The sequence below is a fragment of the Pseudomonas sp. W2Oct36 genome (assembly GCF_041060465.1).
GTDB classification, from domain to species: domain Bacteria; phylum Pseudomonadota; class Gammaproteobacteria; order Pseudomonadales; family Pseudomonadaceae; genus Aquipseudomonas; species Aquipseudomonas graminis_B.
Genome location: NZ_JAUERW010000032.1, coordinates 1 through 22,215, shown reverse-complemented (window position 1 = coordinate 22,215; position 22,215 = coordinate 1). Strand labels below are relative to the sequence as shown.

The following is a 22,215-nucleotide window of genomic DNA, read 5'->3' as shown; positions in this document are numbered from 1 at the left end:
AGCACGTTAGTGTTGTTGTGCGCCGTGCCCTTGAGTAGCTGTACCCATGAGTAGCAGCGCAACCGCCGCCCCGAATCAACGGGGCAGGATGTATCGCTCGATGGCCCTGGCCAGCCCGTCATCGGCATTGCTGTCGGTAACGTAGTTGGCTTGGGTCTTCACGCCCACTTCGGCCTGCCCCATGGCAATCGACAACCCGGCGCGCAGGAACATCGCCACGTCGTTGCCCGCATCGCCGATCGCGGCGGTGTGAGCCAGCGGCACGCCCAACGCATCGGCCAGCGTCTCAAGGGCAGTGCCCTTGTTGGCGTCCAGTGCGGTGACGTCGAGGTAATAGGATTGTGAACGGGCTGCCAACGCCGACTCGGCGATCAGCGGGTTGAGCTTGACCTCGAGGCGCTTGAGCAGCTCGAAGTCCTTGCTCGCCGCGACGATCTTGTCGATGCGGTCCAGGTAGTCGTCGAAGCTGGCGACGTGGACGAAGTCGTAGCCCAGCGTGTTGCGCTCGTGGTCGACGTAATCCCCCTCGGGATTGAGCAGCAGCCACTGGTCGTCGGCGAACACCCAGACCGCCACCGCCTCGCTGGCGAACAGCTCGAGGCTGGTGCGCGCCGCAGCGGCATTGATGCGGTGGGCCTTCAGCAGGCTGCCGTCAGGATTGATGATGTTGGCACCGTTGAACGCCACGGTCGGCAGCGTGATGCCTAGGGCTTCGATCTGCTGCCGCATGGCCCGAGGGGGCCGGCTGCTGGCGACCGAGAAATGAATCCCGGCCTCCTGCAGCTTGCGCACCGCATCGATGTTGGCCTGGCTCAGGCTGTGATCGGGGTGCAGCAGCGTGCCATCGATGTCGGACAACATGAACTGGATGAGGGACTGCGAAGCGTCACTCATCCCAGGCGCTGCCATGTGCGGCCGTCACGGGCCAGCAACTCATCGGCCTCCGAGGGCCCGTCCTCGCCCGCGTGGTAGAGGTCCACCTGCGGATCCTTGGCCCAGGCATCGATGAACGGCTGCACGGCACGCCAACCGTTTTCAATGTTGTCGGCACGCTGGAACAGGGTCTGGTCACCGGTCAGGCAGTCGTAGATCAGGGTTTCGTACCCGGTCGACGGCTGCATCTCGAAGAAGTCCTTGTAGGCGAAACCCAATTCAATGGTCTGCATGTCGAGGGTCGGGCCGGGCTTCTTCGCCTGCAGATCGAACCACATGCCTTCGTCAGGCTGGATCTGGATCTTGAGGAAATTCGGCGCGACGCTGTCGACATCGGTGTCGCGAAACTGGGCATACGGCGCAGGCTTGAAGCAGATGGCGATCTCGGTGTCGCGCACGCTCATGCGCTTGCCAGTGCGCAGGTAGAACGGCACGCCCATCCAGCGCCAGTTATCGATCATGACCTTGAGTGCGACGTAGGTCTCGGTGTTGCTCTCGGGATCGACACGGTCTTCCTGGCGGTAACCGGTGACGGGCTTGCCGCCGATGTTGCTCTCGGCGTACTGACCGCGCACCGAATTGGCCAGCGCTTCCATTTCCGACCAGGGCCGGATCGCGCCGACCACCTTGGCCTTTTCGCCGCGCACGGCATCGGCACCGAATGCAGCCGGCGGCTCCATCGCTACCATCGCCAGCAGCTGGAACAGGTGATTGGGCACCATGTCCCGCAGGGCACCGGTGGTTTCGTAGAAGCTGCCACGGGTTTCAACGCCCACGGTTTCGGCTGCGGTGATCTGCACGTGGTCGATGTAGTGGTTATTCCAGAACGACTCGAACAGGCCGTTGGAGAAACGGCTGACCAAAATGTTCTGCACCGTTTCCTTGCCCAGATAGTGGTCGATCCGGTAGATCTGCTTCTCGCTCATGACCTTCAGCAAGCAGTTGTTCAGGGCCACCGCACTGGGCAGATCGTGGCCGAACGGCTTCTCGATCACCACGCGACGAAAGCTCTCGTCGTCCTCGACCATCAGCCCGGAAGAGCCCAGACGCTGCGTCACCTCACTGAAGAAACGCGGCGCAGTCGCCAAGTAGAACACGGCGTTGCGGGTGCCCGTGCTCTTGATCTTCGCGTCGATGTCCGAATACGTGGAATCGTCGAGAAAATCGCCGGTGATGTAAGTGATGCGCTTCAACAGGCTGCCCCACAGCGCCGGATCCAGAGGCTCTTCGCCGCCCTGGGCGACCTTGCTGGCCGCCTCCTGACGTATGAAGTCTTCGAGCTTCTTGGCGAAATCGGCATCGCTGACGGTGTTGTGGTCAACGCCGACGATGTGCAGGTCCTCCCCCACCAACCCGTCGCGAAACAGGTTATAGAGGGCCGGCATCAACAGCCGTTTGACCAGGTCACCATGGGCGCCGAAGAGGAACAGCGTGGTCGCCGGAGCGACCGGCGCATTCTGCTTGCTGCGGGATAAACCCATTATTTTGGTTCCTTATGACCACCGAATCCAAAACGCATGGCGGACAGCATCTTGTCGCCGTACGTGCTTTGTTGACGGGAGCGGAAGCGGGCGAACAGCGAAGTGGACAGCACGGGAACCGGTACCGCCTGCTCCATGGCCGCTTCGATGGTCCAGCGGCCTTCACCGCTGTCGGCCACGGAACCGGAATAGGCGTTGAGCTGAGGGTCGGTGGCCAGTGCGTCGGCGGTCAGGTCGAGCAGCCAGGAAGACACCACGCTGCCGCGACGCCAGACTTCGGCGATGTCGCCCAGGTTCAGGTCGAAGCGCTGTTCAACCGGGAGGTTGTCCGAATTCTTGGTCTTGAGGATGTCGAAGCCTTCGGCGAAGGCCTGCATCATGCCGTACTCGATGCCGTTGTGGATCATCTTGACGAAGTGCCCGGCGCCCGGCGGACCGGCGTGGATGTAACCGTGTTCGGCACGCGGGTCGGCGTCCTTGGCACGATCCCTGGTGCGCGGGATGTCGCCAATGCCCGGGGCCAGGGTCTTGAAGATCGGGTCAAGGCGCGTGACGACGTCGGTTTCGCCGCCGATCATCATGCAGTAGCCGCGTTCCAGACCCCAGACGCCGCCCGAGGTGCCGACATCGACGTAGTGCAGGTTCTTGTCTTTAAGGGCGAGGGAGCGACGGACGTCGTCCTTGTAGAAGGTGTTGCCGCCGTCGATGATCACGTCGTCGGCATCGAGCAAAGTGGCCAGCTCGTTGATGGTGTCTTCGGTTGGAGCGCCAGCAGGCAACATCACCCAGACGGCCCGCGGTTTTTCCAGCGCCGCAACCAGTGACGCGAGGTCATGGGCTGGCGTTGAACCTTCGTTGGCGAGCACGGTGCGAGACTTCTCATCGCGATCATAGACCACAGTCGTGTGGCCATTGAGCATCAGTCGACGTGCGATGTTGCCGCCCATGCGGCCTAGTCCAACAATCCCGAGTTGCATGTAGAGGTGCTCCTTAATCAAATTCAGAGGTGCCTCAGTTTATAGCCCAGTGCCGCATAGTGGGTTAGTCCGGGGAGGCAAACTATGGTTTCCCGGTGAAAAAAGTTTCATGTGCAGGGGCACAGAGGTCTGCAAGACTGCCCTATGACGCACGTTTTCGCGATCAAGAAACGTTCGCGACAATCAAAAATAAAAAAGTTCCTTTTTTACGCAAAAGAAATCAGAATCCCGGCCGATAGAGGTAGTGAGCAGGACATGCCAGGTAGCAGGCGTCCTTGCTTGAACCTTATGAAGTTGAATCCGCCATTTGCGAGGTGTGCAATGGGCACAGTAATGACAGCCAACGCTCCACAGACCCTTTACGTCACAATCCGTCGTGACGAGCTGCGCCAGCTCAGGGAAGAACGCGCCGTATTGCAGAAGAAAGTCGCCCAGCTGACTTCGATGCTGCAGCACGCCCAGCTCATCGGCAGCAGCAACGCCCTGCACGCCTGATCCGCGACACCCCTCCTCCCAAGGCAAGCCTGATCTGCAGGCTTGCCGGCGCATCCCTCGCACTCCCCTGCCTGTACTCGCAATGCCGCGCGCTCGACGCCCCTTTCGACCCTCCGTCGGACCCGACACACGTTGTTACGTTCCCCGCCTGGACTGCGATTGAGGCCCATAGCCGGTTTCACCGTTTTCGCAACGCCCCGCGTGACAAAATTTTCACCCGCCTGAAAACATACTCCCGACCCTTAACAGGTTGGTTGCTGGCCAATTGCTGGCACTGGAATGAGTTCAGGCGGTGTTCTGCCGCCTGAAAAGGTCTATAGCGGAGCGCTTGATGACAACGATGAAACGGAGCACTGCGACTCCGAAAGGGTTCGACTGGGCGGGCATCATCTGGCTGTTCGTGTTTTTCTGGTACTTCTCGGGCATCACTCAGCTGCTTATTCAGCTAACCGGTATCACCGGCTTTGCCGGCTTCCGTCAGGCGTTCGTGATCAGCGGCATCTGGCTCGCGCCCATGCTGATGTTCCCGCAAAAGACCCGGGTCATGGCGGCCGTCATCGGGGTGGTTCTGTGGGCCTGCTCCATGGCGAGCCTGGGTTACTTCTTCATTTACCAGCAGGAGTTTTCCCAGAGCGTCATCTTCATCATGTTCGAATCGAACATCTCTGAAGCCGGCGAATACATGACCCAGTACTTCGCGTGGTGGATCGTGCTGGCGTTCATCGCCCACACCGCGTTCGCGATATTCCTGTGGACCCGCCTTCGCCCGGTGTACATGCCGCGTCCTCGCGCGTACGCCGTGGCCGCCGCACTGTTGATCGGCATCATCGGTTACCCGCTGGCCAAGCAGTTCGCCCGCCACGACGACACCGCCTCGGCCCTCGAAGCCTTCGAGTCGCGCATCGAGCCGGCGGTGCCATGGCAGATGATCGTCGCCTATCACCGTTACACCCAGCAGCTGGATGGCATGCAGGACATGCTGACCAGCAGCAGCAACATCGCACCGCTGAAAAACCTCAAGGACCAGCAGGCCAATCTGCCGACCACTCTGGTGCTGGTGATCGGCGAGTCGACCAACCGCGGCCGGATGCACCTCTATGGCTACCCGCGCCAGACCACACCGAACCTGGACGCCATGAAGGATCAGCTGCAGGTGTTCAACAACGTCATCACGCCACGGCCTTACACCATCGAGGCCCTGCAGCAGGTACTGACCTTCGCCGACGAGGAGAACCCAGACCTTTATCTGAAGACGCCGTCGATCGTCAGCGTCATGAAACAGGCGGGTTACAAGACCTTCTGGATCACCAACCAGCAGACGATGACCAAGCGCAACACCATGCTCACCACCTTCTCCGAGCAGGCTGACGAGCAGGTCTATCTGAACAACAACCGCAATCAGAACGCCCGCCAGTACGACGGCGACGTGCTGGCGCCGTTCGCCAAGGCCCTGACTGACGCCGCGCCGCGCAAGTTGATCGTGGTGCATTTGCTCGGTACGCACATGGCCTACCAGTACCGTTTCCCGGAGGAGTTCGCGAAATTCAGCGGACGTGACGGCGTGCCGGCGGACATTGATGACAGCAAGCTGGAGTTCTACAACAGCTACGACAACGCGGTGCTGTACAACGATTTCGTGGTGTCCAGCCTGATCAAGGAGTACGGCAAGGCCGACCCGAACGGCTTCCTGCTGTACCTCTCGGATCACGGCGAAGACGTCTATGACTCGCCAGGCCGCAACACCCTGGGCCGCAACGAGAACAAGCCGACCATCCCGATGTACACCGTGCCCTTCATTGCCTACGCCTCGCCGAAGTGGAAGCAGACCCATGACTGGAATTTCGAGAGCATCCACGATCGGCCTTACACCAGTTCGAACCTGATCCACACGTGGGCGCAACTGGCGGGTTTGAGTTTTGATGAACTCGACACCACGAAAAGCCTGGTCAGCCTGGACTTCAAGGCACGGCCCCGCTTGATCGGCGACCCCTACGCGCCGAAAGGCCTGAGTGATTTTGCCCACATGGAGAAAGCGGCCAGCCAGCCCGGCGCGATGCCCGAGGTGGTGCAGAAGTAGCTGAAGCGAATGAGCGTTCGCTGCAAACGAAAAGGCCTGCGCAATGCAGGCCTTTTTTGTTTTCGTGTCGGGAAGCTTATGCGTCAGCGACGATCATGAAGAAGGCGTCTGGCGCAACAGCACCCGGGTCACCCGCCGCTCCTGCAAGTGCACGACCTTCATGTGCCAACCCTGCCACTGCACCTCATCGCCGATTACCGGCAATCGATCCAGCAGGCTCACCACCAGTCCGGCCAGGGTCTGATAGTCGTCCGTCGCCCGCGCTTTGAAGCCGATGCGCTCGCGCAAATGACTCAGGTTCATGGCGGCATTGACCAGCACGCCCTCGCCTTCTTCGATCAAGTCCGGCCCCTCGATCTCGCTGGCGTCCGGCAGTTCGCCGGCGATGGATTCGAGAATGTCGGTCATGGTCAGGATGCCAGCGAAATCGCCGAATTCGTTAATCACGAACGCAATGTGCGTGGACTGCGCGCGCATCTGTTCCAGGGCGTTGAGGATCGAGAAGCTCTCAAGCAGGTTGAGCGTCGGTCGGACCAAGTGTTCGATGTTCGGCTCGACGCCGGACAGCCAGGCGTTGAGCATTTCCTTTTTGTGCACGAAGCCCAGCGGCTCGTCGATGCGCCCGCCGCGGATCAGCGGCAGCCGTGAGTACGACGAGCTGACCAGACGCTGGCGAATGCCGTCCGGCGTGTCGTCCAGATCGATTACGTCGACGTCGCTGCGCACCGTCATCACACCGCGAATGGGTCGCTGCGCCAATTGCAGGACGCAGCTGATCATCACGCGCTCACGGCGGTCGAACACCACCTCGTCGCTGTCGCCCTCGAGCATGTCGGCGATTTCCTCACCGACCTCCTCTGCGCTCGGCCTGCGCCCACCCAGCAGGCGCAACACGGCGTGGGCCGTGCGTTCGCGGCGCGGCAGGTCGCCTTTGACGCTGCGCTTGCGACGGGCACGGGCAATCTGGTTGAACACCTCGATCAGGATCGAGAAACCGATGGCCGCGTACAGATAGCCCTTGGGAATATGGAACCCCAGGCCGTCGGCGGTCAGGCTGAAGCCGATCATCATCAGAAAGCCCAGGCACAGCATGATCACCGTCGGGTGCGCATTGACGAAGGCGGTCAGCGGCTTGCTGGCGATGATCATGATGGCGATCGAGAACACCACGGCGATCATCATGATCGACAGCTCATCGACCATGCCCACGGCGGTGATCACAGCGTCCAGGGAGAACACCGCATCGAGCACGACGATCTGCGCGACGATGGGCCAGAACAGCGCGTAGGTCGTACTGCCGGCCCGCTGGGCGACGTGGCCTTCCAGCCGCTCGTGCAATTCCATGGTCGCCTTGAACAGCAGGAACACGCCGCCAAACAGCATGATCAGGTCGCGACCGGAAAAGCTCTTCTCGAAAATCTCGAACAGCGGCTCGGTCAGCGTGACCATCCACGAAATGCTCGCGAGCAGGCCCAGACGCATGATCAACGCCAGAGACAGGCCCAGCACCCGCGCGCGGTCGCGCTGCTCAGGCGGCAACTTGTCGGCGAGGATGGCGATGAACACCAGGTTGTCGATGCCGAGCACCAGCTCAAGCACGATAAGGGTCAACAGGCCAAGCCACGCCGTGGGATCAGCAATCCATTCCATGGGTCAGCGCCCCTTCTCGATCAATGGGACAGACACGAAAAGGCCCGACACACGGCAAAGTGGGTCGAGCCAGATAGAAATATTGTTTAAGGGTGATGACGCGGAATGAACGCCTGTAATCCTGTTCGAAAGGGATCGGCGACTGGGAGGTTCCAGAGAGAGCGACATGTGAGTCCTGAAAGCAATACGGGAGGCGATCCTATCGCGCTCTCGGAATCGCCTTACAGGACAGAACTGTTACAAAGGATTTGCGCATTATTGCGTGCGTTTAGCGGGAGCGTGAGTGAACGCATTATTGCGTGCGTTTGCAGGAGCGTGAGTGAACGCCTTGGTAGGACCGGCTTCAGCCGGGAAAGCGTCAGGCGTCACACCGCAAAATTGAGGCTGTTCATACCGGCCTCTTCCCGGCTGAAGCCGGTCCCACTAACAGCGCTCAGCTACAGCGCTTTTTGCCAAAACAACGCTCGCCCCATCTGCGGGTCTAGCTGGTAGTCGGCGAAACCGAGCTTGCGGTAGGCGCCTTTGGCGGCTTCGTTGCCTTCCAGCACTTCGAGGGTGATTTTGCAGCAGCCGCGCTGGCGGGCGATTTCCTCGACCTTCGCCAGCATCTTCTGACTGATGCCCTGCCCTCTGGCCGAAGCGATCACTACCACATCATGGACGTTAACCAAGGGCCGGCAGGCGAAGGTCGAGAACCCTTCGAAACAGTTGACCAGGCCAACCGGCTCGCCGGCGATGAACGCCAGCACGCTGAACGCATGAGGGCGCTTGGCCAGTTCGATCGCCAACTGCTGACGGGTGTCCATGGACAGCGACTTCCCACCGCCCATCGCGTCCTCGGCGTATTGATTGAGCAGAAACCCGATGGCTTCAGCGTGAACCGAATTGCTATAGCTGGCTTGCAGTACCAGAACCTCAGGGGCTTGCATTGACTTCCTCTACCGCTGGAGAAACCTCAACAGGCGCTCGACTCAGTGTGCCGACGTGCCGCGTGGCGCCGATTCTAACGCCCTGGCCGCAAAAATATCCTTATACAGAAGTAGGAAATGTCTCTGATCGGTCAAGATTTGTTCCGGCACGCACCGAGAAAAGGCAGCGCTATCGAAATGTGCGTCCCGCGTCCCACAAAGGCGCAGGCCTTGCGCGGGAGTAGACCATCGGCACGATGATTGTCCAACAATCCGACCGGCGGCACCCCGTTATACGGGCCGACACCCCATGCTCCACAACGGCGCATTCCGGGGCTTGCAGATCGGCAAAACTTCCCGAATGACAGGATGCGCCGGATCGCAACCCCGCATGCCAGACACGGCCCGGAAAAATTGTCGAAACTTCTACACAGGCGCCGGGGTCATGTGAATAGAGCAACTATGCTGTTGAAAAATCGAAGCAGAGTACGCTTTCACCTTGTTCCTTTATCTGCAGTCGGTAAATGGGTATCGATCTTGCGTAGGTCTTGTGTGCCTGGCCATAGGAAATGGCCGCTTACAACTAAGTGCTGTACCAACACTGCATATCGAACTGGAGAAAACGATGATTAGTGCCGCTGTCAAAACCCAGAAGGGAGAGAGTTTTAATCAGCCGGCCAGCGAGCTGACCCATCTGCCGGTCTTCGCAACGACGAGCGCACCTGTGCTGCAACTGCCTCCTGTTCAACCAGTGGTTTCTTCGGTTACCCGCAAGAAAGTCCTGTTCGTGACTTCAGAGATGGCCGACCTGGTGAAAACCGGCGGCCTGGGCGATGTGTCTGCCGCACTGCCGCGCGCCATGCGCCACCTGCACGATGTACGCGTGCTGATTCCCGGCTATCCACAGGTCATCAATAGCGGCAATCCGATCCACATCATCAGCGAGCTGCCTGGCCACGCCGCGCTGCCTCCCTGCAAGATCGGCCGGATGGACATGAAAGACGGTCTGGTCATCTACGTCCTGATCTGTCCCGAGTTGTACGAGCGTGAAGGCACGCCCTACGGTGACAATGACGGCCGCGACTGGTCCGACAACCATATCCGTTTTGCCCGTCTGGGCCTGGCGGCCGCCGACTTCGCAGCCGGCGCGGTCAAGACCCAATGGTGCCCCGAGCTGGTTCACGCCCACGACTGGCCAGCAGGCCTGGCGCCGGCGTACATGAAATGGCGCGGCCAGACCACGCCGTCGATTTTCACCATTCACAACCTGGCGTATCAGGGCTTTGTGAGCATTGCCTCCAGCCGTGAGCTGGGCATTCCGGACTCGGCATTGAACCCGGAGGGCATGGAATTTTACGGCCAGCTGTCGTTCATCAAAGCGGGCATGGCCTACTCCAGCCACATCACCACCGTGAGCGCGACCTACGCCAAGGAAATCACCACGGCTGATTTCGGCTGCGGGCTGGAAGGTTTCCTGCAGAGCAAGGCCGACCGCGGTCAGCTCAGCGGCATTCCCAACGGCATCGACGAGAGCTGGGACGCGGCCACCGACGAACACCTGATTTGCCGCTTCGCCCCGAATGAGTGGACCCGCAAGGAAATCAACGCTGACTACGTGCGCGAGCTGTTCGAACTGGAGCCGTCCACTGGCCCACTGTTCGCCGTGGTCTCCCGTCTGGTTTACCAAAAGGGTCTGGACCTGACCATTGGCGTGGCCGAGCACATCGTCAACAACGGCGGCCAGATCGCGATCATCGGCCGTGGCGAGCCTGAAGAAGAAGACGCCATGCGCGACCTCGCCGCCCGCTTCCCGGGTCAGGTCAGCGTCCGGGTGGGCTTCAACGAAACCGACGCACGTCGCATGTTCGCCGGCAGTGACTTTCTGCTGATGCCTTCCCGCTATGAGCCTTGCGGCCTTAGCCAGATGTACGCACAGCGCTTCGGCTCGCTGCCGGTCGCACGTCGCACGGGCGGCCTGGCGGACACCATTGAAGACGGCTGCACCGGCTTTCTGTTCGACGAATCCACCGTCGAAAGCTACACCGACGCCCTGACCCGCGCCTTCAAGGTCTTCGAAAGCCCTCTGCTGCTCAACGCCATGCGCTGCCGCGCCATGGCCGCTCCGTTCGATTGGCACAAAGCGGTAGAACCCTATGCTGATCTGTACCAGGAGCTGCTGAAAAAGAATGCGGTCGCGGTATTGCACTACTGATAACTCAATGATCAAGGAATTACGGATGCCTTCGCGCACGGATCAAAACTGGCGCCACGGCGCCGTCATGCTGGATCAACAACACACCCGGTTTGCCCTCTGGGCACCGGATGCCAAAAACGTCAGCGTCGAATTCGAAAACGGGCCTGCCCAGGCCCTTCAGCCAGAGCAGGAAGGCTGGTTCGTTCTCGACACCGAGTGTGTTGCCGGCACACGCTATCGCTACAACGTCACCCTCGATGCACAAAACAACCTCACTGTTCCTGACCCGGCTTCCCGGGCGCAGGACGGCGACGTGCATGGTTACAGCATCGTCGTCGACCAGGCCGCCTATCAGTGGGAAAACACCGAGTGGCAAGGCCGGCCCTGGCATGAGGCCGTCATCTACGAGCTGCACGTCGGTGCACTGGGTGGTTATGAGGGCGTTGAAAAGCACCTCCAGCACTTGGTCGATACCGGCATCACCGCTATCGAGCTGATGCCTATCGCGCAGTTCCCGGGGAACCGTAACTGGGGCTACGACGGCGTGCTGCCTTATGCTGCCCAGTCCTCCTACGGCACGCCCGACCAGCTCAAGCACTTGATCGACACCGCCCACGGTCTGGGCCTGGCGGTCATTCTCGACGTGGTCTACAACCACTTCGGCCCGGACGGCAATTACCTCGGCGCCTACGCCAAGCACTTCTTCCGCAGCGACAAGAAGACCCCGTGGGGCGACGCGATCGATTTCCGCCGCCGTGAGGTGCACGACTTCTTCATCCACAACACCATGATGTGGCTGCAGGACTATCGGTTCGACGGCCTGCGTTTCGACGCTGTGCACGCCATCGAAGACCCGACCTTCCTGCAAGACCTGGCCAAACACGTACGCGATGCAATCCCGTCCGAACGTCACGTCTGGCTGACCCTGGAAAACGAGTTCAACGAAGCCGGGCGCATGGATCAGGGCTACGACGCCCAGTGGAACGATGACGGCCACAACACGCTGCACGTCCTGCTGACCGGCGAGACGGACGCGTACTACACCGACTTCGCCGAGAAGCCCACGCAGAAGCTTGCCCGTCTGCTGGGTGAAGGCTTCGTTTATCAAGGCGAATCCACCCGACATGGTCACGCCCGGGGCGAACCCAGCGGCCACCTGCCGCCGACCTCCTTCGTGCTGTTCTTGCAGAACCACGACCAGATCGGCAACCGTGCCTTCGGGGAGCGGCTGGTCCAGCTGAGCCCGCCGCAAGCACTGCAGGCGGCGACCGCACTGTTGCTGCTTTCACCAATGGTGCCGCTGATGTTCATGGGCGATGAATGGGGCGCGAGCGAACCGTTCCTGTTCTTCACCGACTTCCATGACGAGCTGGCAGACGCCGTGCGCGAAGGCCGTCGTGGCGAGTTCAAGGATTTTGCCGCGTTCAAGGACCCGGCCAAGCGCGAACAGATCCCCGATCCCAACGCGCTGAAGACCTTCGAAGCCTCGCGCCCGGCGTTCGATGCGCTGCTGCTGGAAACCGACAAGGGTCAGGACCATCGCAACTGGCTTGAGCTCTACAAAACGTTGCTGCACATTCGCAAGACCGAGCTGTTCCCTCGCCTGCACGGCGCCAGCGCGTTGGGCGTGAAAGAGCTGGGCGACAAAGCCGTCAGCGCACGCTGGACACTGGGCGACGGCAGCGAGCTGCGCATCGACCTGAACCTCGGCACCGAGGCGGTCGACACCGATGATTACAGCGGCTACAGAGTGCTTCATCAGTCCCACGCCAAGTCCGCAGAACTTTCCCCATCCGCCACCCTCAATCCATACACGGCCATTGTCAGCCTGAAATCGAGTGATGTTGTGGAGGAACAGGATGAGCAATGAGCAACTGGAAACACTGGCGGCCCAGGCGGGCCTGTCGGTTGACTGGAAGGACGCCAACGCCAAACCGCAACACGTGAGCCCCGAGGTCCTGCGCAAGGTCCTCGGCGGTCTGGGGTATCCCGCCGAGACGGAAGAAGACGTCGAAGCCAGCCTCAAACGCCTGAACGAAGAAAGCCAGCCGGCCACCCCGCCACCGTTGATGACCGTCGACCATGGCAAGGATCTGGACCTGTCGAGCTGGTTCGCGCCAGCCACCGCGTTCAAGCTGACGCTGGAGGACGGCTCGCTGCTCGAAGCGAAGCTGACCGACAAGGCCGCCCTGCCAGGGTTGGCCGCCGTCGGCTATCACCAGCTGGAAGTGGATGGTCAGCAGTTGACCATCGCCGTTGCGCCGAAGACCTGCTACAGCCTGACCATGGCCCGCAACGACTCCACCGCCCGCGACTGGGGCCTGACCACGCAGCTGTACTACCTGCGTCGCGACGGTGATGGCGGTATCGGCGACACCCAGGGGCTGGAAGCTTTCGTTCGCGATGCCGGCGCACGTGGCGCCTCGGCCGTGGCCATCAGCCCGGTTCACGCGATGTTTTCCAACGACAGCGAGCGCTACAGCCCCTATTCGCCGTCCAGCCGGTTGTTCCTCAACGCGCTGTACGCAGCGCCCGGGACCATTCTGGGTGACCGTGCGGTTGAAGTCGCGATCGAGAAGGCTGGCCTGGCCGAGGAATTCAAGCGCCTCGAAGGGCTTCAACTGATCGACTGGCCGGCCGCGGCAAAGGCCAAATGGACACTGTTCCGCGAGCTGTATGCCGGCTTCACGGGCAGCGATCACCCTTTCCACGAGTACTTCAAGAGCTTCCGCCGCGCAGGCGGTGAAGCGCTGGAAAACCACTGCCGCTTCGAGGCCTTGCGTGATGCCGGCGATGAACTGGGCATCGGCGGCAACTGGCATGAATGGCCGGAGCAGTACAAAGATCCGAAGAACCCCGCCCTCGACGCCTTCGCCGCCAAGCATCAGAAAGAGATCGGCTTCCACGCGTTCGCCCAGTGGCTGATCGCTCGCGGCCTTGAGCGCGCGCAGACCGCGGCGCGTTCGAGCGGCATGAGCGTCGGCTTGATCGGCGATCTGGCCGTGGGTGCCGACGGTGCCGGCAGTCAGGCCTGGAGCCGTCAGGACGAGCTGCTTTCCGCGCTGACCGTCGGCGCCCCGCCGGACATTCTCAATCGCTCGGGCCAGAGCTGGGGCATCTCGGCGTTCTCCCCGACGGGCCTTAAACGCAACGGCTTCCAGGCGTTCATTGAAATGCTCAGGGCCAATTTCGCCCACGTCGGCGGCCTGCGCATTGACCACGTGATGGGTCTGCAGCGCCTGTGGGTCGTGCCGATGGGGTCGCCTGCCAGTGAAGGTGCTTACCTGAACTACCCGCTGGACGACATGCTGCGTTTGTTGAGCCTGGAATCCTGGCGGCACGAAGCGATCGTTCTCGGCGAAGACCTCGGCACCGTGCCTGAAGGCCTGCACGAAAAACTGTCCGAGCGTGAAATCCTCGGCATGCGCGTGCTGTTGTTCGAACAGGATGATGCGACGTTCAAGCCGATCACCAAATGGTCCAGAGATGCACTGGCGACCACCAGCACCCACGACCTCCCTACCCTCACCGGTTGGCTGAGCGAGCTGGACATCCATTGGAACAAGACCCTCGGGTTTGTCGACGACGAAGCCGAGCAGAAGATGCGTGACAGCCGCGAGCGTGAACGCCAGGGGCTGGTCAAGGCACTCAAGCAGAACTACACGCTGCCAAGCGGCGGTGACGACATCAGCGCCGCCGACATCATCGACCACAGCATCGCTTACCTCGGCCACACCCCGGCTCCGTTGGTGTTGCTCCCGATCGAGGACGCCCTCGGTATCGAGGAGCAGGCGAATTTCCCCGGCACTATCGACAGTCATCCCAATTGGCGACGTCGGCTCAACGGCGACAGCGGTTCACTGCTGGACAACGCCGATGCAGCGCGACGCCTTGAAATTCTGGCAGCGGCACGTAAACAAGCCGCGGAGCGTGATCAAAAATGAGTACCCCTCTTAAATCCCTGCGCGCCACCCAGCGTTTGCAGTTCCACAAAGACTTCACGCTGGACGACGCCACTAAGCTGGTGCCGTACTTCGCCAGCCTGGGCATCAGCCACATTTATGCCTCGCCGTTGCTGAAAGCCCGCGCCGGTTCCATGCACGGCTACGACGTGGTCGATCCACGGGTGATCAACCCCGAGCTGGGCGGTGAGCCTGCGTTGCTGCGCTTCGTCGCGGCGCTGCGCGAGAACGGCATGGGCCTGATTCTCGACATCGTCTCCAACCACATGGCGGTCGGTGGCAATGACAACCCGTGGTGGCTGGACCTGCTGGAGTGGGGTCAACGCAGCCCGTATGCCAAGTTCTTCGACATCCAGTGGAATTCCCCGGACCCGCTGCTCAAGGGCCAACTGTTGCTGCCGTTCCTCAGCACTGACTACGGCACCGTGTTGCAGAACGGCGAAGTGCCGCTGCGGTTTGATGCAGAAAACGGCAGCTTCCACGCCGAGCACTACCAGCATCTCTTCCCGATCAATCCGGCTACGTATGCGCCGCTGTTGAAGGCTGGGAAACGTCCCGAACTGGACGAACTGGCCCAGCGCTTTGCCGACCTCGACCACTATCCGCAGGCCTATGAGCGTGCGCGCCAGGCCAAGGCGGAACTGGCCGAGGCGGTCAAGGCCAAGCCCGAGTTGGTCAAGGCCGTTGAAGAAGGCCTGGCGCAGTTCGACTCCACCACGCCGGAGGGCTTCGATCGCCTGCACCGTTTGCTTGAGCAACAGGACTATCGACTGGCCAGCTGGCGCACCGCAGGCGACGACATCAACTGGCGGCGTTTCTTCGACATCAACGAGCTGGGCGGCCTGAAGGTCGAGCGCTCGCAGGTATTCGAGGCGACCCACGGCAAGATCTTCGAACTGATTGCTGAAGGCCTCGTGGATGGTCTGCGCATCGACCACATTGATGGCCTGGCCGACCCGCGCGGCTATTGCCGCAAGCTGCGCCGTCGCGTCGACAGCCTGATGAAACGGCGCCCGGCAGGCACCGAGCTGGACCGTCTGCCGATTTTCGTCGAAAAGATCCTCGGTTCCGACGAGCAACTGCGCACCGACTGGAATACCGATGGCACCACCGGTTATGAATTCATGAACCAGGTGTCGCTCCTGCAGCATGATCCCAAGGGTGAAGCGGTATTGGGCGAGCTGTGGAGCCGCCTCAGCGGACGCACGGCCGACTTCAACAAGGAAGTCCTGGAAGCTCGCGACCTGGTCCTTCACGGCACACTGGCCGGTGATTTCGAGAACCTGGCCCAGGCGTTGCTGCAGGTGTCGCGCAGTGACGTGATGACCCGCGACATGACCCTTGGCGCCATCCGCCGGGCGCTGCTGGCGCTGGTCAGTAACTTCCCGGTCTACCGCACTTACCTCACCGCTTGCGGCCGTTCTGCCGAAGACGAGCGTTTCTTCCAGCAGGCCATGGATGGCGCGCGCGAGATGCTCAGCGAAGGCGACTGGCCGGTGCTGGACTCGCTCAAGCTGTGGCTGGGTGGCGAGAAGCTGCGTGACTACCCGACGGGCCCGTTGCGCGAAATGCGCCGCAAGGCCGGCAACCGTTTCCAGCAGCTGACCTCGCCAGTGGCCGCCAAGTCGGTGGAAGACACCTCGTTCTACCGCTCCGCCGTGTTGCTGTCGCGCAATGACGTGGGCTTCCACCCGCAACATTTCAGTGCACCGGTAGAGGCGTTTCATCAGGTCTCGATCGAGCGTCACAAGAGCTTTCCGAACAACCTGCTGACCACCGCGACCCACGACCACAAGCGCGGCGAAGACACTCGCACCCGTCTGGCCGTGCTCAGTGAACTGGCGCCCTGGTACGCCGAACAGGTCGAACGCTGGCAGCAGCTGTCGGCACCGCTCAAGACCGGCGACACCCACATCAGCCCCGGTGACGAGCTGATGCTGTATCAAGCGATCATCGGCAGCTGGCCGCTGGATCTCGAAGGCGAGCCGGCCTTCGAAGCCTACGCAAAGCGCCTGACTCAGTGGCAGGAAAAGGCCCTTCGTGAAGCCAAACTGCACAGCAGCTGGAGCGCGCCCAACGAAGCCTACGAGACCGCTTGCCGCGAGTTTCTGGAGCACGTGCTGCTCAGCGCCGACGGTCTGGCACTGCGCCAATCCATCGGTGCCACGGCCAATCGCATCGCGACCGCCGGCGCGCTCAACAGTCTGGCGCAAACTTTGCTGCGAATGACAGCGCCCGGTGTGCCTGATCTGTATCAGGGCACCGAGTTCTGGGACTTCAGCCTGGTGGATCCGGACAACCGTCGTCCGGTGGATTACCCCGCTCGCGAACAAGCGTTGCAGGCGTCCGTGCCGGTCACCGAGCTGTTGAACCAGTGGCACGACGGCCGGATCAAGCAGGCGTTGATTGCTCAGGTGCTTAGCCTGCGCAACGAGTACCCCGCTCTGTTCAGTGAAGGCGAATATCAACCGCTGGAAGTGGTCGGGGAAAAAGCCGATCACGTCGTGGCTTTTGCCCGGGTAACGAAGGAGATGCGGGCTATTGTTGTGGTTCCGCGCTTGCCGGCTGAACTATTGGGCACTGCGCAAACTCCATTCATCAGTGCAGCAAATTGGGGCGATACACGAATCAACCTGCCGTTCGCTGATTCACATCCAAATTGGAAGGGACTTTTTTCACAGGCTACAGTCACATCCAGCAAGGAACTGTTGCTCAGCGCAGCGCTCAAGGAAATTTCTGTAAACCTGCTTATACAAACCTTGTGATACCGGGAGTGTCGAGATGAGTGCCGACGATAAAAGAATCAGCGAGCTTGCCCACCAGATCTGGGAAACGGAAGGCAAGCCACATGGGCAAGACGCCCGCCACTGGGAAATGGCTAGCAAGTTGGCCGCCGCCGAGGCGAAGTCGCCTAAAAAACCGGCTGCTGCGAAGACGGCGAAGTCCAAGCTTGACGGCAAAGCGGAGCCCAAGGCTGCCGCCGCCAAACCCGCTCCAAAAGCTGCGGCCAAACCTGCCGCGAAGTCTCCATCCAAACCTGCAGACAAGCCGGCCAGTGCTGATGCAAAAGCCGACGCCAAGCCTGCACCGAAGCCAGCGGCAAAAGCGCCGGCCAAGCCTGCTGCCAAGCCAAAAGCTCCAGCAAGCGCTGCTGACGGTTCCGCCAAACCGGCCAAACCTGCCGCCAAGTCTTCTGCGAAGAAGCCTGCCGCAGCGAAGCCACCTACGCCCTGATTCCCAGGCGTAACGCGTCATCGTCGCAAAGCCAGTACCCCTGCCGCAGGGATCGTCGCAAAACGGTCGTGTCCCTGCGGTAGTTTTGATTCAGTCGCACCACCCTGTTGCACCCACCCTGTTGCATCGATGGCGCAGTCATGGACTGAGGCCACGGCTTTGTTCGCCTTCAGGAACTCATTCGAACGTCAGGAATACACATGAGCACGCAAGATAAGAACGCCGCTACACAGAATGAATCCGGCAACGCTGGCAGCCCCGAAGTCACGGCTTCGCGCATCCGTGAAGGCCTGCCCTTCCCGCTGGGCGCCAGCTGGGACGGCCTTGGCGTCAACTTCGCCATCTTTTCCGCCAACGCCACCAAGGTCGAGCTGTGCCTGTTCGACTCCGCCGGCGAAGTGGAGCTTGAGCGTATCGAGCTGCCGGAATACACCGACGAGATCTTCCACGGTTACCTGCCGGACGCCCACCCGGGTCAGGTCTACGGTTACCGCGTCTACGGTCCGTACGATCCGAAGAACGGCCACCGTTTCAACCACAACAAACTGCTGATCGACCCGTACGCCAAGCAATTGGTCGGCGAGCTGAAGTGGTCCGAAGCACTGTTCGGTTACACCATCGGTCACCCGGACGACGACCTGAGCTTCGACGAGCGTGACAGCGCGCCCTTCGTGCCCAAGTGCAAGGTCATCGACCCTGCCTACACCTGGGGCCGCGAGCAGCGGGTCGACGTGCCGTGGGACAAGACTATTTTCTACGAGACCCACACCCGCGGTTTCACCATGCGTCACCCGTCCGTGCCCGATGAAGTCAAAGGCACGTTCGCCGGCCTGATGGTCGATGACGTGATCAAGCACATCAAAGGTCTGGGCGTCACCTCGATCGAATTGCTGCCGATCCACGCCTTCGTCAACGACCAGCACTTGCTGGAAAAGGGCATGACCAACTACTGGGGTTACAACACCCTGGCGTTCTTCGCACCGGACCCGCGCTACCTGGCCCACGGCAAAATTTCCGAGTTCAAGGAAATGGTTGCGCACATGCACCATGCCAACTTGGAAGTGATTCTGGACGTGGTCTACAACCACACCGCTGAAGGCAACGAGCGCGGCCCGACCCTGTCCATGCGCGGCATCGACAACGCTTCCTACTACCGCCTGATGCCGGATGACAAGCGTTACTACATCAACGATTCCGGCACCGGCAACACCCTCGACCTGAGCCACCCGTGCGTTCTGCAGATGGTCACCGACTCGCTGCGTTACTGGGCGACCGAAATGCACGTCGACGGTTTCCGTTTCGACCTGGCCACCATCCTCGGCCGCTACCACGACGGTTTCAGCGAACGCCACAGCTTCCTCGTGGCCTGCCGCCAGGATCCGGTGCTGCGGTCGGTGAAACTGATCGCCGAGCCATGGGACTGCGGTCCAGGCGGCTACCAGGTCGGCAACTTCGCGCCGGGCTGGGCGGAGTGGAACGACAAATTCCGCGACAACATCCGTGCGTTCTGGAAAGGCGACGAAGGCCAGCTGGCAGACTTCGCAAACCGCATGACCGCGTCGGGCAACCTGTTCAACCAGCGTGGCCGCCGGCCGTACGCGTCGGTGAACTTCATCACCGCCCACGACGGCTTCACGCTGCACGACCTGGTGTCGTACAACGACAAGCACAACGAAGACAACGACGAGAACAACCAGGACGGCAGCAACGACAACCGTTCGTGGAACTGTGGCGTCGAAGGCCCGACCGACGATCCGGAAATCAACGCACTGCGCCTGCGTCAGATGCGTAACTTCTTCTCGACGCTGCTGCTGGCCCAGGGCACGCCGATGGTGGTCGCCGGTGACGAGTTCGCCCGCACCCAGCACGGCAACAACAACGCCTATTGCCAGGACAGCGAGATCGGCTGGGTCAACTGGGATCTGGACGAAGACGGCAAGGCCCTGCTGGCGTTCGTCAAGCGTCTGATCAAGCTGCGTCAGTCGTACCCGATCCTGCGTCGTAGCCGCTTCCTGGTAGGCGATTACAACGATGCACTGGGCGTCAAGGACGTGACCTGGCTGTCGCCTAGCGGTGAAGAGATGAGCATCGAGCAGTGGGAAGACCCAAATGGGCGCTGCCTGGGCATGCTAATGGATGGCCGCGCGCAGGAAACCGGTATCCGTCGTCGCGGCTCTGAAGCCACGCTGCTGCTGCTGGTCAACTCGCACCACGACGGCGTCAACTTCACGCTGCCGGAAGTGCCGGAAGGCCTCAACTGGACCAGCCTGATTGACACCAATCAGCCGGAGATCGATGGCAAGGATCAGTTCGAGTTCGGCAGCGAGTACACGGTCACACCGCGTTCGCTGTTGCTGTTTGAACTGCAAAAGGCTCCACAGGCGTAAGTACTCGCGTCTGGATTCATAGCGACACGCTTGCCCGCGATGGGGTCGGCCAGCCGGAAACAACGGCTGCCTGACCCGGTCGCGGGCAAGTGTCGTTTCAGGCACCCAGTTTTGCGTTTTGCGTTTTGCGTTTTGCGTTTTGCGTTTTGCGTTTTGCGTTTTGCGTTTTGCGTTTTGCCCCTGCGCTGTGCCCCCCGGATTCATTGACTTTGTAGTCACGAATCGACCTTCGTGTTCTGAAACTACAAATTTTGTAGTGCTCCAAAATAATCACTACAAAACCATTGACGAGGCCTTTTGCCGACTGCATAGTGCAGGCGTCTCCCCGATCGGGAGAGCTGGCAAAAGTATTCCGGGCCCGTTCGATACAGCCGTCGAACAACCTCCGGATGTGTGCTGCCCACAAGGCAGATTGATGAAGCCGAACCGGCAAGATCGACCCACCAGGCCGAGCGCCGGCGACACGTCCTCATGACACTTGTGGTCGACCACTCAGTCGCCCGTGTCTTCAAGGCGTCCGCCCTTTCTCGCCCAAGTCCGATCTTCCCCTTCTGCTCCCTCAATATTCACACCCTTGCGACCCGGCACCGGCTCTGTGTACCGACGGGCCTTGCTTGTCAGCGACGGGAAGGACTGCGAATCGACGGACGATTCGCCGTTGCGTTTGAACTCACTCGATAGATTAACCAGTGGTCAAAAAGGGGTAACAACCATGAACCTGAACAACCAACCTACCATTGATCAATTGGCTCGACTGTTCGCCGCACGCAAGGATTCCCTTGATAGCCACATCCTCTGGGTGTGCGAGGAAGGCAACGTGCACATGGACGGCCTGGGTGCCTGCACCGAGGAAGAACAATTCGAGAGTCAGCACCCGCACATGCGTGCACGGCTGAAGATGTACCGCAAAGGCCACGGCTATGTCGGCAAGAAGGCCGCCGCAGACAAGCAGTTCCTTGGCCAGGTGCTGGAAACCCTGAGCAGTGAATGGGGCGCCGTGCAGAAAGCGCCTGGCCTGCGCGTCATCGACAAGCTCTGCTGATTGCTGATGTCATGAATTCCGGCCGCTGCCTGCTGATGGTGTTGGCAGGTGGCGGCAGGTTTCCTGGTGCCGGCGCCCTCTCTTCTGTGCCGGCACTCTTCTGGAAAATCCCCGCCAACGCCTCCTCGTCCCCCTCCCCGTTTTTGCGTTGAACTTGGCACCGCCATCCCCTTCCAATACAGGCAGGCCGCTTCGACGGTTTCGCATCAATCCATGGAACAGACAACGCCCGCGGGCGACATTAAGGTGCCGTAATGGATCTGGACAAGCTCAGCAAACACGTCAAGGCCGGAGAAGTCACCGAGGTCAATCTGGTCTCGGTCGAAGGTGGCTCCTATGTCATTCATGCGCTCATGGACGGCAAGTCCAATGCGGTCACCAGCCCCGATGGCAAGGTGCTGCACGTGGCGTCGATCGACGAGGCGCGCAAATGCCTGTCGTCCACCCAGGAAGTGAAACTGTTTATCGTCCACCCGGTGGTCTACGACGAAATGGTCGGCCAGCCCCACACCACACCCGAAGCGCCACGCCAGCCGATTCCCTTTCACTCGGGTAATTGATCTAGCGGCGGGTGATGCTTGCGGGTTCTTGCTGGATGCATACGGTGCAAGAGTGGGACCGGCTTCAGCCGGGAAGAGGCCAGTGCGAGCAACCTGAATTTTGCGGCGTGACAACTGACGCCTTCCCGGCTAAAGCCGGTCCTACGAGTCAGCGTCAACGCCAATCCCGCTGGCTGCATGCGATGCACCGTAGGACCGGCTTCAGCCGGGAAGAGGCCAGTGTAAGCAACCTGAATTTTGCGGCGTGACAACTGACGCCTTCCCGGCTAAAGCCGGTCCTACGAGTCAGCGTCAACGCCAATCCCGCTGGCTGCA

15 protein-coding genes are annotated in these 22,215 nt (G+C 60.9%); 10 read left to right on the top strand and 5 right to left on the bottom strand.

Annotated features, from left to right (window positions below):
• Positions 1-75: 75 nt before the first annotated feature.
• From QWI18_RS24765 to gnd, 3 genes are read right to left on the bottom strand one after another with little or no spacing between them, the layout of a single operon-like run.
• The gene (locus tag QWI18_RS24765; RefSeq protein ID WP_192135946.1) at positions 76-894 is read right to left on the bottom strand and encodes an HAD family hydrolase; all 819 of its coding nucleotides are present in this window, start codon (positions 892-894) and stop codon (positions 76-78) included.
• Complete coding sequence (gene zwf / locus QWI18_RS24760; RefSeq protein ID WP_369320109.1) at positions 891-2,414, bottom strand: glucose-6-phosphate dehydrogenase; 1,524 nt, start codon at positions 2,412-2,414, stop codon at positions 891-893. Before zwf ends, QWI18_RS24765 begins: the two co-directional genes overlap by 4 nt.
• A complete protein-coding gene (gene gnd / locus QWI18_RS24755) occupies positions 2,414-3,391 on the bottom strand; it encodes a phosphogluconate dehydrogenase (NAD(+)-dependent, decarboxylating) (protein WP_065987181.1) in 978 nt (325 codons plus the stop codon). Before gnd ends, zwf begins: the two co-directional genes overlap by 1 nt.
• A 321-nt stretch (positions 3,392-3,712) precedes the next feature.
• Here gnd and QWI18_RS24750 point away from each other — a divergent pair, with 321 nt between their 5' ends.
• Together QWI18_RS24750 and QWI18_RS24745 are read left to right on the top strand one after the other, a co-directional pair.
• Entirely contained in the window at positions 3,713-3,886 is a 174-nt protein-coding gene (locus QWI18_RS24750) for a DUF6026 family protein (protein WP_141695114.1), read from the top strand.
• A gap of 331 nt (positions 3,887-4,217) precedes the next feature.
• Positions 4,218-5,963 carry a phosphoethanolamine transferase CptA gene (locus QWI18_RS24745; RefSeq protein WP_369320108.1) on the top strand — a complete coding sequence of 582 codons (1,746 nt, stop codon included), beginning with the start codon at positions 4,218-4,220 and terminating at the stop codon, positions 5,961-5,963.
• A gap of 93 nt (positions 5,964-6,056) precedes the next feature.
• Here the strand turns inward: QWI18_RS24745 and QWI18_RS24740 are convergent, their stop codons facing one another.
• The gene (locus QWI18_RS24740; RefSeq protein ID WP_369320107.1) at positions 6,057-7,613 is read right to left on the bottom strand and encodes a transporter associated domain-containing protein; all 1,557 of its coding nucleotides are present in this window, start codon (positions 7,611-7,613) and stop codon (positions 6,057-6,059) included.
• 437 nt (positions 7,614-8,050) lie between these two features.
• Positions 8,051-8,542 carry a GNAT family N-acetyltransferase gene (locus tag QWI18_RS24735; protein ID WP_369320106.1) on the bottom strand — a complete coding sequence of 164 codons (492 nt, stop codon included), beginning with the start codon at positions 8,540-8,542 and terminating at the stop codon, positions 8,051-8,053.
• 604 nt (positions 8,543-9,146) lie between these two features.
• On the opposite strand from QWI18_RS24735, the gene glgA reads away from it, so the two are divergent.
• The 8 genes from glgA to QWI18_RS24695 all read left to right on the top strand — a co-directional run bounded on the left by glgA (position 9,147) and on the right by QWI18_RS24695 (position 21,900).
• Positions 9,147-10,733 carry a glycogen synthase GlgA gene (glgA, locus tag QWI18_RS24730; protein WP_065987170.1) on the top strand — a complete coding sequence of 529 codons (1,587 nt, stop codon included), beginning with the start codon at positions 9,147-9,149 and terminating at the stop codon, positions 10,731-10,733.
• Positions 10,734-10,758: 25 nt separating this feature from the next.
• Positions 10,759-12,585: a malto-oligosyltrehalose trehalohydrolase gene (gene treZ / locus QWI18_RS24725; RefSeq protein WP_369320105.1), complete on the top strand. Its 1,827-nt coding sequence runs from the start codon at positions 10,759-10,761 to the stop codon at positions 12,583-12,585.
• Positions 12,575-14,659 (top strand): 4-alpha-glucanotransferase, encoded by a 2,085-nt coding sequence (gene malQ / locus QWI18_RS24720; protein ID WP_369320104.1) that lies wholly within the window; start codon positions 12,575-12,577, stop codon positions 14,657-14,659. The genes treZ and malQ overlap by 11 nt, the downstream gene beginning before the upstream one ends.
• Positions 14,656-17,442, top strand: coding sequence for a malto-oligosyltrehalose synthase (locus QWI18_RS24715; RefSeq protein WP_369320103.1), 2,787 nt, complete (start codon positions 14,656-14,658; stop codon positions 17,440-17,442). The genes malQ and QWI18_RS24715 overlap by 4 nt, the downstream gene beginning before the upstream one ends.
• 16 nt (positions 17,443-17,458) lie before the next feature.
• Positions 17,459-17,911 (top strand): DUF2934 domain-containing protein, encoded by a 453-nt coding sequence (locus tag QWI18_RS24710; protein ID WP_369320102.1) that lies wholly within the window; start codon positions 17,459-17,461, stop codon positions 17,909-17,911.
• Between the two features lie 200 nt (positions 17,912-18,111).
• Positions 18,112-20,298: a glycogen debranching protein GlgX gene (glgX, locus tag QWI18_RS24705; protein ID WP_296307681.1), complete on the top strand. Its 2,187-nt coding sequence runs from the start codon at positions 18,112-18,114 to the stop codon at positions 20,296-20,298.
• 712 nt (positions 20,299-21,010) lie between these two features.
• Positions 21,011-21,340 carry a hypothetical protein gene (locus QWI18_RS24700; RefSeq protein ID WP_192135927.1) on the top strand — a complete coding sequence of 110 codons (330 nt, stop codon included), beginning with the start codon at positions 21,011-21,013 and terminating at the stop codon, positions 21,338-21,340.
• 254 nt (positions 21,341-21,594) lie between these two features.
• Positions 21,595-21,900, top strand: coding sequence for a DUF6482 family protein (locus QWI18_RS24695; RefSeq protein ID WP_065987158.1), 306 nt, complete (start codon positions 21,595-21,597; stop codon positions 21,898-21,900).
• Positions 21,901-22,215: the final 315 nt, after the last annotated feature.

What these genes read in the sequence shown, in the direction of transcription:
- glgX (WP_296307681.1), top strand. Translation starts at nt 18,112, where the DNA reads ATGAGCACGCAAGATAAGAACGCCGCTACACAGAATGAATCCGGCAAC.
- QWI18_RS24740 (WP_369320107.1), bottom strand. Translation starts at nt 7,613, where the DNA reads ATGGAATGGATTGCTGATCCCACGGCGTGGCTTGGCCTGTTGACCCTT.
- QWI18_RS24700 (WP_192135927.1), top strand. Translation starts at nt 21,011, where the DNA reads ATGAACCTGAACAACCAACCTACCATTGATCAATTGGCTCGACTGTTC.
- malQ (WP_369320104.1), top strand. Translation starts at nt 12,575, where the DNA reads ATGAGCAATGAGCAACTGGAAACACTGGCGGCCCAGGCGGGCCTGTCG.
- QWI18_RS24735 (WP_369320106.1), bottom strand. Translation starts at nt 8,542, where the DNA reads ATGCAAGCCCCTGAGGTTCTGGTACTGCAAGCCAGCTATAGCAATTCG.
- glgA (WP_065987170.1), top strand. Translation starts at nt 9,147, where the DNA reads ATGATTAGTGCCGCTGTCAAAACCCAGAAGGGAGAGAGTTTTAATCAG.
- QWI18_RS24710 (WP_369320102.1), top strand. Translation starts at nt 17,459, where the DNA reads ATGAGTGCCGACGATAAAAGAATCAGCGAGCTTGCCCACCAGATCTGG.
- QWI18_RS24745 (WP_369320108.1), top strand. Translation starts at nt 4,218, where the DNA reads ATGACAACGATGAAACGGAGCACTGCGACTCCGAAAGGGTTCGACTGG.
- gnd (WP_065987181.1), bottom strand. Translation starts at nt 3,391, where the DNA reads ATGCAACTCGGGATTGTTGGACTAGGCCGCATGGGCGGCAACATCGCA.
- zwf (WP_369320109.1), bottom strand. Translation starts at nt 2,414, where the DNA reads ATGGGTTTATCCCGCAGCAAGCAGAATGCGCCGGTCGCTCCGGCGACC.
- QWI18_RS24715 (WP_369320103.1), top strand. Translation starts at nt 14,656, where the DNA reads ATGAGTACCCCTCTTAAATCCCTGCGCGCCACCCAGCGTTTGCAGTTC.
- treZ (WP_369320105.1), top strand. Translation starts at nt 10,759, where the DNA reads ATGCCTTCGCGCACGGATCAAAACTGGCGCCACGGCGCCGTCATGCTG.
- QWI18_RS24765 (WP_192135946.1), bottom strand. Translation starts at nt 894, where the DNA reads ATGAGTGACGCTTCGCAGTCCCTCATCCAGTTCATGTTGTCCGACATC.
- QWI18_RS24750 (WP_141695114.1), top strand. Translation starts at nt 3,713, where the DNA reads ATGGGCACAGTAATGACAGCCAACGCTCCACAGACCCTTTACGTCACA.
- QWI18_RS24695 (WP_065987158.1), top strand. Translation starts at nt 21,595, where the DNA reads ATGGATCTGGACAAGCTCAGCAAACACGTCAAGGCCGGAGAAGTCACC.